This is a genomic window from Lawsonibacter sp. JLR.KK007, assembly GCF_036941135.1.
Lineage (GTDB): Bacteria > Bacillota > Clostridia > Oscillospirales > Oscillospiraceae > Lawsonibacter.
On sequence record NZ_JAYWSY010000003.1, the window covers coordinates 87,003 to 100,478 of the forward strand.

General features: G+C 62.4%; 12 protein-coding genes. 4 read left to right on the forward strand and 8 right to left on the reverse strand.

The annotated features are described in order from the left end of the window. Positions 1-31: 31 nt before the first annotated feature. Genes VV088_RS18530 through VV088_RS18540 form a run of 3 tightly spaced genes read right to left on the reverse strand, consistent with a single transcriptional unit; the run spans position 32 to position 4,046 of the window. On the reverse strand, positions 32-1,021 hold the full coding sequence (locus VV088_RS18530) for an ABC transporter substrate-binding protein (RefSeq protein WP_334602153.1): 990 nt from the start codon (positions 1,019-1,021) through the stop codon (positions 32-34). Next, positions 1,018-2,430 (reverse strand): sensor histidine kinase, encoded by a 1,413-nt coding sequence (locus VV088_RS18535; protein WP_334602154.1) that lies wholly within the window; start codon positions 2,428-2,430, stop codon positions 1,018-1,020. Before VV088_RS18535 ends, VV088_RS18530 begins: the two co-directional genes overlap by 4 nt. After that, positions 2,427-4,046, reverse strand: coding sequence for a response regulator transcription factor (locus VV088_RS18540; protein WP_334602155.1), 1,620 nt, complete (start codon positions 4,044-4,046; stop codon positions 2,427-2,429). Before VV088_RS18540 ends, VV088_RS18535 begins: the two co-directional genes overlap by 4 nt. Positions 4,047-4,180: 134 nt before the next feature. On the opposite strand from VV088_RS18540, the gene VV088_RS18545 reads away from it, so the two are divergent. Next, positions 4,181-5,476, forward strand: a complete 1,296-nt coding sequence (locus VV088_RS18545) for a hypothetical protein (RefSeq protein ID WP_334602156.1) — start codon at positions 4,181-4,183, stop codon at positions 5,474-5,476. Positions 5,477-5,513: 37 nt separating this feature from the next. Here VV088_RS18545 and VV088_RS18550 read toward each other — a convergent pair whose 3' ends face one another. From VV088_RS18550 to VV088_RS18560, 3 genes are read right to left on the reverse strand one after another with little or no spacing between them, the layout of a single operon-like run. Beyond that, a complete protein-coding gene (locus VV088_RS18550; protein WP_334602157.1) occupies positions 5,514-6,311 on the reverse strand; it encodes a hypothetical protein in 798 nt (265 codons plus the stop codon). Continuing rightward, entirely contained in the window at positions 6,311-7,021 is a 711-nt protein-coding gene (locus VV088_RS18555; RefSeq protein ID WP_334602858.1) for an ABC transporter ATP-binding protein, read from the reverse strand. The genes VV088_RS18550 and VV088_RS18555 overlap by 1 nt, the downstream gene beginning before the upstream one ends. Before the next feature lie 11 nt (positions 7,022-7,032). Next, on the reverse strand, positions 7,033-7,392 hold the full coding sequence (locus VV088_RS18560; protein ID WP_334602158.1) for a GntR family transcriptional regulator: 360 nt from the start codon (positions 7,390-7,392) through the stop codon (positions 7,033-7,035). A 208-nt stretch (positions 7,393-7,600) separates the two neighbouring features. Between VV088_RS18560 and VV088_RS18565 the strand changes: the two genes are divergently transcribed. Next, positions 7,601-9,394: an RCC1 domain-containing protein gene (locus tag VV088_RS18565; protein ID WP_334602159.1), complete on the forward strand. Its 1,794-nt coding sequence runs from the start codon at positions 7,601-7,603 to the stop codon at positions 9,392-9,394. 48 nt (positions 9,395-9,442) lie between these two features. Here the strand turns inward: VV088_RS18565 and VV088_RS18570 are convergent, their stop codons facing one another. Beyond that, on the reverse strand, positions 9,443-10,555 hold the full coding sequence (locus VV088_RS18570) for a hypothetical protein (RefSeq protein WP_334602160.1): 1,113 nt from the start codon (positions 10,553-10,555) through the stop codon (positions 9,443-9,445). Then, positions 10,552-11,016: an RNA polymerase sigma factor gene (locus VV088_RS18575; protein ID WP_334602161.1), complete on the reverse strand. Its 465-nt coding sequence runs from the start codon at positions 11,014-11,016 to the stop codon at positions 10,552-10,554. Before VV088_RS18575 ends, VV088_RS18570 begins: the two co-directional genes overlap by 4 nt. Before the next feature lie 146 nt (positions 11,017-11,162). Between VV088_RS18575 and glf the strand changes: the two genes are divergently transcribed. Both glf and VV088_RS18585 read left to right on the forward strand, forming a co-directional pair. After that, on the forward strand, positions 11,163-12,419 hold the full coding sequence (glf, locus tag VV088_RS18580) for a UDP-galactopyranose mutase (RefSeq protein WP_334602162.1): 1,257 nt from the start codon (positions 11,163-11,165) through the stop codon (positions 12,417-12,419). A 15-nt stretch (positions 12,420-12,434) separates the two neighbouring features. Next, positions 12,435-13,463, forward strand: coding sequence for a glycosyltransferase family 2 protein (locus VV088_RS18585; RefSeq protein WP_334602163.1), 1,029 nt, complete (start codon positions 12,435-12,437; stop codon positions 13,461-13,463). The last annotated feature ends 13 nt before the right edge of the window (positions 13,464-13,476 follow it).

A 13,476-nucleotide genomic window follows, 5' to 3' on the forward strand; every position in this document is an offset into this window, starting at 1 on the left:
CGGCCTTTGGCCGGGGGATGCTTCGTTTTGGTCAATAGGGCCGCTGGCTGATGAACTCCTGGGTCAGGTCCTCCGGCGTGAACAGGCGCTCCTGGGCGTAGTAGTGTTTGTCCGGTGTGCCGCCCGCCTGCAGGGTTTGAATGACCTTCTCCACCAGGGGACCGGCCAGAGGGTCGCACTCCACCTCCAGGGAAATCTTCCCCTCCAGGCAGTAGGTCAGCCCCTGACGGGTGGCGTCGAAGGAGACAATGAGCACCCCTCCCTCGCCGCAGCGGTAGCCGCGCTCCTCCAGCGCCTGGATGGCCCCAAAGGCGGCGTTGTCGTTCTCGCAGTAGACGGCGTGGATCTCTGGCCGCTCGCTTTGGCTGTCCAGCCACTGGCAGGTGACCTCGTAGGTCTTGGCCTGGGTGAAGTCGCCGTCCAGCTGAGCCAGGAGGGTCCAGTTTTCATGGGTCTGGACGGCCTGCTCCAGACCGGCGCTCCGGCCCAGCTGGGCGCTGGACCCTAAGGTGCCCTGGATGTGCAGGATGTTGACCGGTCCGTTCGCGTCCTGGAAGGTCTCCTCCAGCCAGGCCGCGGCCTGCTCTCCCTCCCAGCAGAAGTCGGAGCCCACGTGGGCGGCATAGAGGCTGTCGTCCGCCACCTCAATGGTGCGGTCCACCAAAATGACGGGAATCCCCGCCGCCTTGGCCTCCTGAAGCACCGAGTCCCAGCCGGTGACGCACAGGGGCATGAGGAGGATGCAGTCCACCTGCTGCTGGATGAACTTGCGGATGGCGGTGATCTGGTTCTCCTGCTTCTGGCGGGCGTCCTCAAAGAGGAGGTGATAGCCCGCCTCCTCAGAGAACACGGAGCGGATGGATTCGGTGTTGGCCACCCGGAAGCCGGACTCCGACCCTACCTGACTGACCCCGATGACCAGGAGCTCAGGGGGGATCTCCGACTCTGGCTGTCCGGACTGCCGGAGGCCGCAGGAGGCCAGCAGGAACAGGCACAGGAGCAGGGAAACAAGCTGTTTCATACCGGGTCCTCCTTTCTCCAGGGGATGCGGACGCTGATGGTGGTGCCGATCCCCTCCTGACTGGAGATGGAAAGGCCATAGGGCGGGCCGAAGAAGAGCCGCACCCGTTCGTGGACGGTGGACAGGCCGAACCCGACCCGCTCCCCCTGCTCCATGGCGCGGGTCAGCTCCTCCCGCCGCTCCGGGGACATGCCCACGCCGTCGTCGGTGACCTGGAGGAGAATGTCATCCCCCTCGGCCCGGCCCACCACGTAGATGTGGCCCAGTCCCCGCTTCAGCTTGATGCCGTGGTACAGGGCGTTCTCCACCAGGGGCTGGAGGGTGAGCTTGGGCAGGGAGACGTCCTTCAGCTCCGGCGCGATGTTGACGGTGTACCGCATGATGTCCCGGTATCGGGCCTGCTGGATCTGCAGGTAGCTGCATACGTGCTGCTCCTCCTCCCGGAGGGTGATGACGTCCTCCCCCCGGCTCAGGGAGTGGCGGAAAAAGGAGGACAGGTTGGACACCATCTCCACCGCCTCCTCCGTCTTCTCCGCCTCGATGAGCCAGATGATGGTGTCCATGGTGTTGTAGAGAAAGTGGGGGTTGATCTGGGCCTGGATCAAGGCCAGCTCGGCCCGGCGCAGGCTCTCCTGATTCCGGGAGGTCTCCTGGATCTGCCGGTTCAGGCGGCCTACCATCTGCTCAAAGCCCTCGCTGAGGGTGCGGATCTCATACTCCTCCGACCGGATGGGCTCCCGCTCCTCCAGGTCGCCGCTGCCGATGCCCGCCACCCGGGTGCACAGGGCGGCGATGGGCCGGGTGATGGACCGGCCCAGCCGGGCGGCCCTCCAGGAGAAGAACAGCACCAGCAGGGCGGTGCAGGCGGCGATCAGCAGAAAATCAGCCACCAGCTGGCGGCCGGTCTGGGCCTGGAGGGCGTTGAGATGCACCGCCTCGTAGTAGAGGTAGTTGTACATATACTCCTGGATGAGGGAGGTGAGGACGTAGATATTGTTTTCCAGCTGGTTCTGGCGCTCGTCGTAGCTGCCGGTGTCCCGGAGCTCGTAGATTTTCTCCTCCAGGTTCTGGCACAGGCTGAGCACGCTGGAGATGGCCATGCGGCTGTCCTTCTCCGTGGTGGAGGACAGCAGATCCCGGGCCAGCTGCTGGGCGGCCCGGACCTCCTCCAGCGGGAGGCCGTCGGAATACTGGCTCTCGATCAGGTAGTAGTACATTTTCAGGTCGATGGCCGCCTTAAAGTCCTGGTTGAATTCCGAGGCGGTGGTCACATTGTACAGCAGGTCCTTGTAGCGGCTGTTGTACCGGGCCATCATGGAGAAGGCGGCGGCCAGGATCAGGGCGGCCAGCAGCACAAAGGTGAGGATCAGCCCCCGGAGCCGGTGCTGGATGGAGGAGGGACGGTTCATGTGCGCCGTCCTCCTCCCGCCCGGTAGCCGCGGGGGGTGCAGCCCTGCGTCTTTTTGAAGAGGAAGGAGAAGTAGTGGGGGTCCCGGTACCCCACGGCGAAGGCGATCTCTCCGGAGCGTTTGTCGGTGGAGCGCAGCAGCTCGCGGGCCTTTTCCATGCGCTTGCCGGTGACATACTCGGTAAAGGTGACCCCCATCTCCTGGCTGAAGACGGCGGAGAGGTAGTTGGCGCTGATGTTGATCTCCCGGGCCACCAGGTTGAGGGAGAGGGTGTCGTCGGTGAAGTGGTTGTCGATGTAGTCCACCGCCTGGCCGATGAGGGAGCCGTACTGGTTGCTGGAGGCCCGGTCCCGCAGGGTGAGGGCCTGGAAGAGGACCTGGGTGAGGTAGTGCTTCAGGTCCGCCTGGGTGACGTTCTGGCCGGTGAGCTCCAGGCAGTCCAGCAGGGCGAGGAACTCCTCCTGGCTGACGCCCAGGCCGGCAACGTATTCGGTGGCGGTGAAGCGGACGCTGAGCATCAGAAACTGGCAGAAGGGCTGGGAGCCCAGAGCCTGGGCCACGCTGAGGAGGAACTCGTCCACACAGCTGGGGATCTCCTCGGCAGCGGCGGACTGGAGCAGACCCTGCCAGATGGAGGGGTTGACCTTAGCGGGGTCCAGGCCGGCCAGATTGTCCCCGCCGTCCTGCTGGGTGAGGAAGCCCACCGTCTCGGAGGACAAAATGTGCTGCCGGGGCAGGATGTACCGGCAGGACCACAGGCGGGAGACCTCCTCAAAGCAGACGGGCAGGGCGCTGAGCCGCTGGGTGGGGGCGCCGATGGCCAGCGACCAGTTCTGGTCGGGGGCGCAGGACTCGTATTGGTCCCGCACGGTGTCGACACACCGGCGGATGCAGCCATCCATCTTGTCCTTGTCCGCCTTGATCAGGACCACGTAGGTGTTCAGATTCCACCTCAGCAGTAAGTATTCCGGATACTTCATAAAATGCTCCAGCAGGGCGTCCCGGACCCGAGCGGCGGGCTCGGAGTAGACCTCGGACACGCCGGTCCCCTTGGGCAGGATGGAGAACAGGGCGATGGTGTAGCACTGGGCCCGCAGGTCCAGGTCCAGCTTGGCGGCCTCCTCGTAGATCTGCTGGACGGTGAGCTGTCCCCCCACCACCCGCTCGAAGAAGCGGCGGCGGGCGTACTGCTCATACTCCTGAGCCTCCTGGTGGAATTGGGCCAGATAATTGTGCTGCTCCCCCTCAATCTTCTCCTTTACCTCGGCCAGCACGCCCATCAGGCTGTTTTTGGTGATGGGCTTCAGCAAAAAACGCTCCACCCCGATGTCGATGGCCTGTCGGGCGTACTCGAAGTCGTCATAGCCGGAGATGATGATGATTTTCACGTTGGGAAACTCCCGCAGGACCAGACGGCTCAGGTCCAGGCCGTCCATAAAGGGCATGCGGATGTCGGTGATCAGCACATCCGGCTTGGCCTGGCGGATGAGGGGCAGGGCCATCTCCCCGTCCCCCGCCTCTCCGGCGAACTCGTAGCCGCACTGCGCCCAGGGGACCGTGTCCCGAAGCGTCTCGCGGATGGTGCTCTCGTCTTCCACTAAAAATACACGCAGCATGGGGGCACCTCCCTATCTATAGTGTGTCCCATTATACCGCAGAACCCTTGAAACAGCAAGGAAAATCGAAGGCTTGCAATTCTTTCCCGGACCGCTATAATACAGATAGACAGGGATCTGGAAGGAGTGTGTGTATGAGCAGATTTTTAAATGTGCTGATCTGTCCGCACCAGCGGCGCAAGCATGTCCAGGCGGAGCTGGAGCGGCTGAAGCCCGGCGTGGTCTATCTGGGCGAGCTGGACATGTCCCGGCTGGAGGTGCCCGAAATGGAGTGGGCGGAGCGGCGGGAGGGGGTGTTTGTCCGGTGGAGGCGGAGCATTTTGGATACCAGCGTGCCCCGCATCCTGTCCGGACGGCTGAACTGCGCCGTTCTGCTGGCCTACGTCCGCGATGACGCCATGTGGGGCTACGTCCTGTGCTACAAGGGCAGTCTGACGGATCAGTTTCAGACGGTCCCCGACGGTCTGCAGGACGGCTTTGGGGACAACGCCTCGCCGGAGCAGAGGGCGGCCCGTCTGGCCCAATACTTCCCCGCCGGCCGGGAGGATATTGTGGGGTACCTGACTCCCTGGACAGAGGCGGAGCGGGCGGGCGGCGGCCTGCCGGCCCACCCCGGCGACCGCCATCCCCGGGGGGACTGCTGGCAGCTGGAGGATTTTTTGAACAATCTGGTCCCCTGGGCCTATGACATGCTCACCTCCCGCCAGCTTGCCCCCACGAAGACGGCCCCGGTCCCGGACGCCTCCTCCCCGAAGGAGAACGCCCCGGACCGGGAGGGCGGACAGCGTCCGCCGGAGCGGGAGCCGGGACCGGAGACCTGCCTGCCCTTCCTCACCGGCGTCAAGGCGCTCTGTCGGGCTCCCTCCCGGCCCTGGGTGTACGGGCTGTTTCCCCAAAAGCGCCCCGCCCCGGAGACCATCCCCTGGGAGGGCTGGACCGTCCGGGAGCTGGAGGGGACGCTGGACCGGTTCTGCGGCGGAGAGCTGGACCGGCTGGAGCTGCATTTCGTCCTCCGGGGCGAGGGGGCCTATGTCCGCCGCCTCCGGAAGACGGTGTACCAGACCTTCCCCTTTACCCTGGCGCTGCTCCGAGAGCAGGACCGGTGCATGTGCATGGCCTTTGACGGGCAGGAGTCCGCCGTCTACCGGCTCATCGCGGACGTGAGGAGCTACATGGAGGTGGATACCAAGCTGCTGGCCAAGACGGTGTTCTGCGGCCAGACGGTGGAGGAGTATGTGGTCTTTCAGGAACCCTGCGCCGGGATTATCCGCCGGGAGGTCCTGTTTCTGCTGAGCCGCATCGACCATCGGGACGACGTTCTCAGCGCCATCCGCCGCAATGGAGTGTGGAGCTGTGAGGGCAACCTGGCCAACACCGACGCCGCCAGACGGCGGCACGAGGAGATCCGAGCCCTGTGGTGCATGGAATAAGGGAAACCCGCCTGGAGTATGCTCCAGGCGGGTTTTGTTACTCCAGATTCAGCTTATTTTCCAGAATCCAGCACACCACAGCCAGAAAGGCGGCGGCGGGAATGAGCATAATGGCGCTGGCGGTGAGCATGGAGCCGTAGGCGTTGACGGTAGCCATGTTCATCAGAGCCTGTACGAAGCGGACGGAGAACACCCGCCCATATATATTCACAATCAAGATATACAGTCCGATGAATACGGCCACGCTGATGAGCCGCCGGTGGCGGGAGAACAGGTGCCCCACGGCCATAGCCAGATACATGGACGCGATAAAGAGCACCAGCAGGGAGAGGATTACCAGGCAGAATTCCGCCAACAGGACCAGCACGCCGGGGTGCTTCATGACTCCATGGAAAATTCCCCGAAAAGCCTCCGACCAGAAGGAGAATTGTATCAGCTCAAGCCAGTTCACAGGGGCCATGATGAAGGGGGACAAAAGGGCCACCACCCCGCAACCTATCCAGGTGACGGTTCCGCAGATCAGCTTGGACAGCACCAGTTCCCAGGGCCGGACGGGGAGAGTATGCATCAAATAGCCCTCATTGCCCAGCAGTCCCTTGGAGAAGCGGTTGACCACAAAGATGACAGCGATGACGAACATGGCAGCCAGAACGGCTATAAAGGCGAAAATCGTAATGCCTGAGGCGGTGGTATCGCTGAGGCCGATAACGTGATCGTCCACATCCCAAAAAATACTAAACCGATTCACTAGGGCCAGCACCAGTGCCGCCCCCCAGATGAGGGAAAACTGCTTCCACATGGCCCGGAAGTCGTATTTTAACAGCTTAAACAGCATCAGAACTCCCCTCCTTCCATAGGCTCCGCCCGGAACATCTCCCGGAAAAGAGCGTCCACACTTTTGCCCTCCCGTTCCCGGATGTTATCCACCGTGTCGTGGAGGATGATTTTGCCCTCCTTCAGGAAGATGGCCTCGTCCAGCACCTTCTCCACGTCGGAGATCAGGTGGGTGGAGATCAGGACGGTGCCCTCCTCGTTGTAATTGGTGAGGATGGTGCGCAGGATGAAATCCCGGGCCGCCGGGTCCACCCCGGCGATGGGCTCATCCAGCAGGTAGAGCTTGGCCTTCCGGGCCATGACCAGCACCAGCTGCACCTTCTCCTTGGTGCCCTTGGACATGGCCTTCAGCCGGTCCCGGGGTTCCACTCCCAGGCTCTGGCACATGGCGAGGGCCTTCTCGTACTCAAAGTCGCTGTAAAAATCCTGAAACAGGTCGAACAGGTCGGTGGCCTTCATCCAATCGGCAAAGTACATCCGGTCGGGCAGGTAGCTGATGACCGATTTGGTGTAGGGCCCGATGGCGGAGCCGTCCACCGTCAACCAGCCGGTGGTGGGCTGGAGCAGGCCGCACAGCAGCTTGATGAGGGTGGTCTTGCCGCTGCCGTTGGGGCCCAGCAGGCCCACGATGCAACCCGGCCCCACCTCCAGGTCCACCCCCCGCAGAGCGGCCCGCAGGCCGTAGGACTTGTACAGTCCATGACATTCCATCAGATAGTCGCTCACTGAAATTCCTCCTTTAACAACTGGACCGCCTGCTCGCCGGTATAGCCCAGGGCGGCCATCGCCTCAAAATAGTCTCGGATCACCGCTTCCGCCTCCCGCAGGCGGGCCGCCTCCAGGGCCGCAACGTCCTGGGTGACCAGCCGGCCAGCGGTGCGGTCGGCCTTAGCCAGGTTCTCCTGCTCCAGCTGGACCAGGGCCCGCTGCATGGTGTTGGGGTTGACCCCTGCTTCCGCCGCCAGCTCCCGCACGGAGGGCAGCCGGCTCCCCGGCGGATAGACTCCGGCGATGATCTGCCGGGCCAGCTGCTGGCTGAGCTGGGGCCAAATGGGACGGCTGTCGTCCAGCGTCCAGGCCATGGTGGCGTCCCTCCCTTGTATTACTGTATTATGTATCTAATACAATAATACATCCTCAGCCCGTTGTCAACCCCCCTGGGCGAATTTTCTCCTGCCTGGAAACAGCATAAATACTATGTAGGCTATATCGTATTGTTTTTTCCAAAAAACCATGCTATACTGAGACCATATTCGTGCACCGAATGGATCGAAAGGAGAATGTTTCAGGATGAAAAAGAAAGCGGTATCCCTCATGCTGGCCCTAGCGGTGTGCCTGGGCCTGACTGTTTCTGCCTCAGCCTATGACATGGGTAAGGCGGGTGAAAGCATTATCCTCAGTACGGGGCAGTGGTGCACCGCTGCCGTTGATGCGAACGGTTCCCTGTGGATATGGGGACGAAATTATAGCGGCTACTTGGTCAACGGCTCCAAGGAGGATTCCCTTGTTCCAGTGAAGGTAATGGACAGCGTGGCGTCGGTCAGCTACGTAGGTTCCAACGCTGTTGTCCTCAAGACCGACGGCTCCATCTGGATGTGGGGGAACAACCAATCCGGCCAGCTGGGCAATGGCACCAAGACGGATTCCAGCACTCCGGTGAAGGTGATGGACGGCGTGACGACAGTGAGTGGCGGAGGCGGGTACACCGCCGCCATTAAGAGCGACGGCTCTCTATGGACGTGGGGATGGAACGGCACCGGCGCGCTGGGCAACGGCGGCAAGGGGAATGATCAGGGGGTCGGCATCGGTATCTCAACGGGTTCGGGGAGTTCGGAGGCCTTGTTTGGGCCGCCCCCCATCCAGACTGTCCCGATGAAGGTGATGGACAACGTGGTGGCAGTTGGTAGCGGGGGTTACCACACCGCCGCCATTAAGAGCGACGGCTCCCTGTGGACGTGGGGAGCAAATCACTGCGGTCATCTGGGCAACGGCTCCGTGGAACCTTCCGACATCCCAGTGAAGGTGATGGACAATATGGCGGCAGTTAGCTGCGGGACTGGTCACACTGCCGCCATCAAGAACGACGGCTCCCTGTGGATGTGGGGAGACAACCAATTTGGCCAGCTGGGTAATGGCGGTACAGGGAATGCAGAAGATAAAGATGGCCACACCATCCAGACTGTCCCGGTGAAAGTGATGGACAGCGTGGCGGCGGTGAGTTGCGGGTACAACCACACCGCCGTTGTCAAGAGCGATGGCTCCCTTTGGATGTGGGGGGACAATCATTACGGCCAGTTGGGCAACGGCTCCACGGAACGTTCCAACATCCCAGTGAAGGTGATGGACAACATAGCGGCGGTCAGCTGCGGGAACGACCACACCGTCGCTATCAAGACCGATGGCTCCCTCTGGGCATGGGGGTCAAACAAATTCGGCCAGCTGGGCAACGGCGGACAGGGAAATGCAATGCGAGGTGGGGGACCCGCTCAGACCGTTCCCGACCAAGTCACGGGGCTGGCCGCTTCTGTGTCTACCACTGCGCCTGAGCAACCGACAGGTGGCCTTCAAGTGAGTGACTGGGCCAAGGATCAGGTGAACGAGGCAATTTCCGCTGGGCTGGTGTCCGACAAGCTGGGGGCCGACTACCGGGTGAACATCACCCGGGCCCAGTTCGCCGCCACGGCGGTCAAGCTGTATGAGGCTATGAGCGGCCAGCGGGTCCCCGCCGCGGTGGCGAATCCCTTTGCCGACACCAATGACGCCGCCGTCCTCCAGGCCGCGGAGCTGGGCTTTGTCTACGGCGTCACCGAGGACACCTTTGCCCCCGAAGCCCTGGTGACCCGGGAGCAGGCGGCCTCCATGCTGTCCCGTGTGTACACCAAGCTGGGCGGCGAGATCCCCGCTGCCGGAGCGACCACCTTCGCGGACGACAGCGCCATCGGCGGCTGGGCCAGAGACGCGGTGGCCTTCATGTCCGGCAAGGGCATCGTCAGCGGCAGCGGCGGCAGCTTTGATCCCCAGGGCTCCGCCACCATCGAGCAGGCCCTGTCCATCGCCCTGCGGATGTACAAAAATTTGAAGTAATGGCAAAACAGGAGGGCCGCCCAGCCGGGCGGCCCTTTTTGCGTTTGTTCAGCTCAGCGGGATCTCATAGTCCCCCATGCGGATGGCGGTATAGCTGCCAATGTCGGTAATCAGCAGGAAGTGGAGGATGGTCGAGACCTCCTGCGGCTGCCCCTCGGGGCCGAAGCTGCCGCCGCCGCCGGTGACGCCCATCAGGCTGACGGCTTTCTCCGTGCCGTCCCGGGTGACCAGGCGGGTGTCCTTCACCATGTCCTCATAGTAGGGATAGCCCATGCCCTCCGCCTCCAGTGCCAGGGAGAAGGGGGACAGGGTGGCGGAAATTGTTACATCTCCCTCCTCCAGCCGGGCGGTGAGGGCCTGAGGCCCGTCGTAGGCGGGCTGGAAGGTGACAATGGCCGGGTGGCCGGTGACGGCGCTCCTGGTCCCGTCCTCGCGCTCCAGGATAGGCGGGGTGACCAAAACGGTGAGGGGCTGCTCATTCAGGCTCCAGCCGGTGTTGAAATCGTGGGTGTACAGCCAGGTAATGGTGTTGGTTGACTGGTCGTAGCCCTTTGTGCTGGCGCTGCCGCTGGAATTTCCGTTTCCGTCCTTGCTGTGGGTGAGGTCATAGGGGGCCAGAACGAAGTCCTCCCGGTCAAAGTAGTCGCCATAGGAGAGGTTCGTTGACCAGTCGTAGTCCTGCCAGAGGTGTTCCTCCACCGCCTTGAGCTCCTCCCAGGTATAGTCCCCGGTGCCGTAATATTTTACGGCGCCAGGGTAACTCAGCCGCTCCCCCTCCCCCGGAGAGAAGCCCTCGGGCAGCTGGTACTCCAGCAGGAGGTAGATGGTCCTGTCACTGCTCAGGGCCTGGGTGACGGTGAGGGACACATCGTCGCACACCGAGGTGACGTTTACCTCCTGGAACACCGCCCCGCCCAGGGCGGACAGGGCTGCGCCGGGCCCGAAGCGGCGGATGAACAGGGGGTCCCAGGTGGTGGTGGCGCCGGTTCCCAGCAGCAGGGCTGCCGCCAGCAGGACCGCCGCCGTCTTTTTTCGGAAGCCCCTGGGCTTGAAGGTCTTGCTCCGTTTTGGCCGGCCTGCCAGGACGTTTTCTTCCATCCGCTCCCGCAGCCCCTCCGGGGGGGTGCAGCGGTCCATTGCGTCGTGATACGGGTTCGTCATTCTGACCACTCCTTCCGCAGGGCCTCACGGCCCCGCTTCAGTCTCATTTTGATGGTGGGGACCGTCACGCCCAGCAGCCGCGCGATCTCCCGGACGGTGTACCCTTCGTAGTAGTAGAGATGGAGGGCGGTGCGCTGCTTTTCCGACAGGCAGGCGGCCTGCTCCAGCAGGGACAGATCCGCCGGGGGCAGCGGTACGTTGGCCGCCGCCTCCAGGGGCAGCTCCGACCGGCGACGGTGCCGCCATTCGTCCCGGCACAGGTTGATGGCCACCTGGAACAGCCAGTTCCGCTCGTGCTCCGGGGACTTGAATTGGGGCGCCTGGTACAGCCGCTTGATGAGGACGTCCTGCAGTACGTCCTCCGCATCCGCCTGATTTTTCATCTGCAGCAGGCAGAAGCGGTACAGTCTGGGGCCATATGCCTCCCAAACCTGAGCGAACAGCTCCTCGGCCTGAGTCATGGGACCATCTCCTTGTCTCTCTGTTTGTATTACGGCTGAGCGGGGCAAAAGGTAACGCGGGCGGCGAAAATTCTTTAAGGAATTTTAAGTTGTTTTCCTGGGAAATTGTGCTATACTATGACCGGATAAAAGCTGACCAGGAAAGGATGGACATCAGATTGGAGACATATGACGTTTTGGTGGCTGGAGCGGGCTACGCCGGCGCGGTATCCGCCCGGGCCCTGGCGGAGAAGGGGAAAAAGGTGCGGGTCTTTGAGCGCCGGGACCACATCGGCGGCAACGCCTACGACTGCCTGGACGGCCACGGGGTGCTGATTCACAAATACGGCCCCCACATCTTCCATACCAACGATAAAAAGGTTTTTGACTTCCTGTCCAGATTTACAGAGTGGCGGGACTATCAGCATCGGGTGGTGGCCAACATCCCCGACCCGGCTGGCGGCGGAAGGCCCGGCTGGCGGCTGCAATACCCCGTCCCCTTCAACCTCACCTCTCTGGAGACCGCTTTCGGTCCCGAGGAGGGCAAAAAGCTGGGGGATAAGCTCATCGCCGCCTACGGCGCGGAGAAAAAGGTCACCATTCTGGAGCTGCGGCAGAACCCGGACCCGGAGATTTCCGCCCTGGCGGATTACGTCTATGAGCACGTCTTCGTCCACTACACCATGAAGCAGTGGGGCCAGAAGCCGGAGGAGATCGACCCCAACACCACCGCCCGGGTGCCGGTGTTCCTCTCCCGGGACGACCGCTACTTCCAGGACAAGTACCAGGGTATGCCCCTGGAGGGCTACACCAAAATGTTCCAGCGGATGCTGGACCACCCCAACATCGAGGTTTTGCTGAACACCGACGTGCGGCAGTACCTGTCCCTGGAGGAGTACGACATTTTCCTCCGGGGCGCGGGGATGCCCCTGTCCGTCCCCCTGATCTATACCGGCCCTCTGGACGAGTTCTTTGGCCTGTGCTACGGCCGTCTGCCCTACCGGACCCTGGACTTTGTTTTCGAGACCTGGCAGGACCGGGACCACCGCGCCCCCGGCATGCCCTACCCCGATCCGGACCACCCCCTCCGGGGAGGCGGCTTCTACCAGACCCACGGCACCGTTAACTACACGGTGGACGAGGACTTCACCCGCATTACCGAGTTTAAGCGCCTCACCGGCCAGGACCTGCCCGGCGTGACTACCATCGTGAAGGAGTACTCCCGCCCCTACATCGGTGCCCCCCAGGAGACCCCCTACTACGCCATCATCAACCCCGAGAACAACGCCCTGTACGCCAAATACAAGGCGGAGGCGGACAAAAAACAGCAGCTTTACCTGCTGGGCCGTCTGGCCGAATATAAGTACTACAACATGGACGCCATCGCCGCTCGGGCTCTGGAGTTGGCGGAGCGGCTGGCGTAAAGGAGAGAACGACCAATGGAAAAGCTGATTACTTTCGCCGTCCCCTGCTACAACTCGGCGGCCTACATGGAGCACTGCGTAGACACCTTGCTCCAGGGCGGGGACGACATCGAGATTATCCTGGTGGACGACGGCTCCACCAAGGACGACACCCCCGCCATCTGCGACCGCTACGCCGAGCAGTACCCGGAGATCGTCCGGGCCATCCACCAGGAGAACGGCGGCCACGGCGAGGGGGTGAACCAGGGCATCCGCAACGCCCAGGGCATTTATTATAAGGTGGTGGACTCCGACGACTGGCTGGATGTGGACGCGCTGCACCAGGTGCTGGACAAGCTGCGCCAGTTTGTCCGGGACGGCAAGCCGGTGGACCTGATGATTGCCAACTACGTCTACGAGCACGTGGAGGACAACACCCAGCGGGCGGTGCACTACCGAAATGTGTTCCCGGTGGGCCGGGTGTTCAACTGGAAGCACATCGGCCGCTTTAAGCCGGGGCAGTATCTGCTGATGCACAGCGTCATCTACCGCACTCAGATTCTGAGGGACTGCCAGCTGGAGCTGCCAAAGCACACCTTCTATGTGGATAACATCTTTGTGTATGAGCCTCTGCCCCTGGTGCGCAACCTCTACTATATGGATGTGGACCTGTACCGCTACTTCATCGGCCGGGCGGACCAGAGCGTGAACGAGAGCGTGATGATGGGCCGGGTGGACCAGCAGCTCCGGGTGAACTACCATATGATCGACTGCTGGAATCTCCGCTTTGTGGCCAAACAGAACAAAAAGCTGGCCCGGTATATGTACAACTATCTGGCCATTATGATGACCATTTCCTCCATTTTCCTCACCATGGAGGGCAGCCCCGAGTCGTTGGGCAAGCGGACCCAGCTGTGGGAGTATCTGCGGACGGTGGACAAGGGGCTTTACACCAGGATGCGCTACTTTGCCGTCCCCGCCGCCACCAATCTGCCCACCGCGCCGGGACGGAGGTTGTCCGTGGCCCTGTACCGGATTGCGCAGAAGATTTATAAGTTCAACTGACGGAGGCGGGGGA

What these genes read in the sequence shown, in the direction of transcription:
- VV088_RS18560 (WP_334602158.1), bottom strand. Translation starts at nt 7,392, where the DNA reads ATGGCCTGGACGCTGGACGACAGCCGTCCCATTTGGCCCCAGCTCAGC.
- VV088_RS18550 (WP_334602157.1), bottom strand. Translation starts at nt 6,311, where the DNA reads ATGCTGTTTAAGCTGTTAAAATACGACTTCCGGGCCATGTGGAAGCAG.
- VV088_RS18575 (WP_334602161.1), bottom strand. Translation starts at nt 11,016, where the DNA reads ATGACTCAGGCCGAGGAGCTGTTCGCTCAGGTTTGGGAGGCATATGGC.
- VV088_RS18565 (WP_334602159.1), top strand. Translation starts at nt 7,601, where the DNA reads ATGAAAAAGAAAGCGGTATCCCTCATGCTGGCCCTAGCGGTGTGCCTG.
- VV088_RS18530 (WP_334602153.1), bottom strand. Translation starts at nt 1,021, where the DNA reads ATGAAACAGCTTGTTTCCCTGCTCCTGTGCCTGTTCCTGCTGGCCTCC.
- VV088_RS18545 (WP_334602156.1), top strand. Translation starts at nt 4,181, where the DNA reads ATGAGCAGATTTTTAAATGTGCTGATCTGTCCGCACCAGCGGCGCAAG.
- VV088_RS18570 (WP_334602160.1), bottom strand. Translation starts at nt 10,555, where the DNA reads ATGACGAACCCGTATCACGACGCAATGGACCGCTGCACCCCCCCGGAG.
- VV088_RS18585 (WP_334602163.1), top strand. Translation starts at nt 12,435, where the DNA reads ATGGAAAAGCTGATTACTTTCGCCGTCCCCTGCTACAACTCGGCGGCC.
- VV088_RS18540 (WP_334602155.1), bottom strand. Translation starts at nt 4,046, where the DNA reads ATGCTGCGTGTATTTTTAGTGGAAGACGAGAGCACCATCCGCGAGACG.
- VV088_RS18555 (WP_334602858.1), bottom strand. Translation starts at nt 7,021, where the DNA reads ATGGAATGTCATGGACTGTACAAGTCCTACGGCCTGCGGGCCGCTCTG.
- glf (WP_334602162.1), top strand. Translation starts at nt 11,163, where the DNA reads ATGGACATCAGATTGGAGACATATGACGTTTTGGTGGCTGGAGCGGGC.
- VV088_RS18535 (WP_334602154.1), bottom strand. Translation starts at nt 2,430, where the DNA reads ATGAACCGTCCCTCCTCCATCCAGCACCGGCTCCGGGGGCTGATCCTC.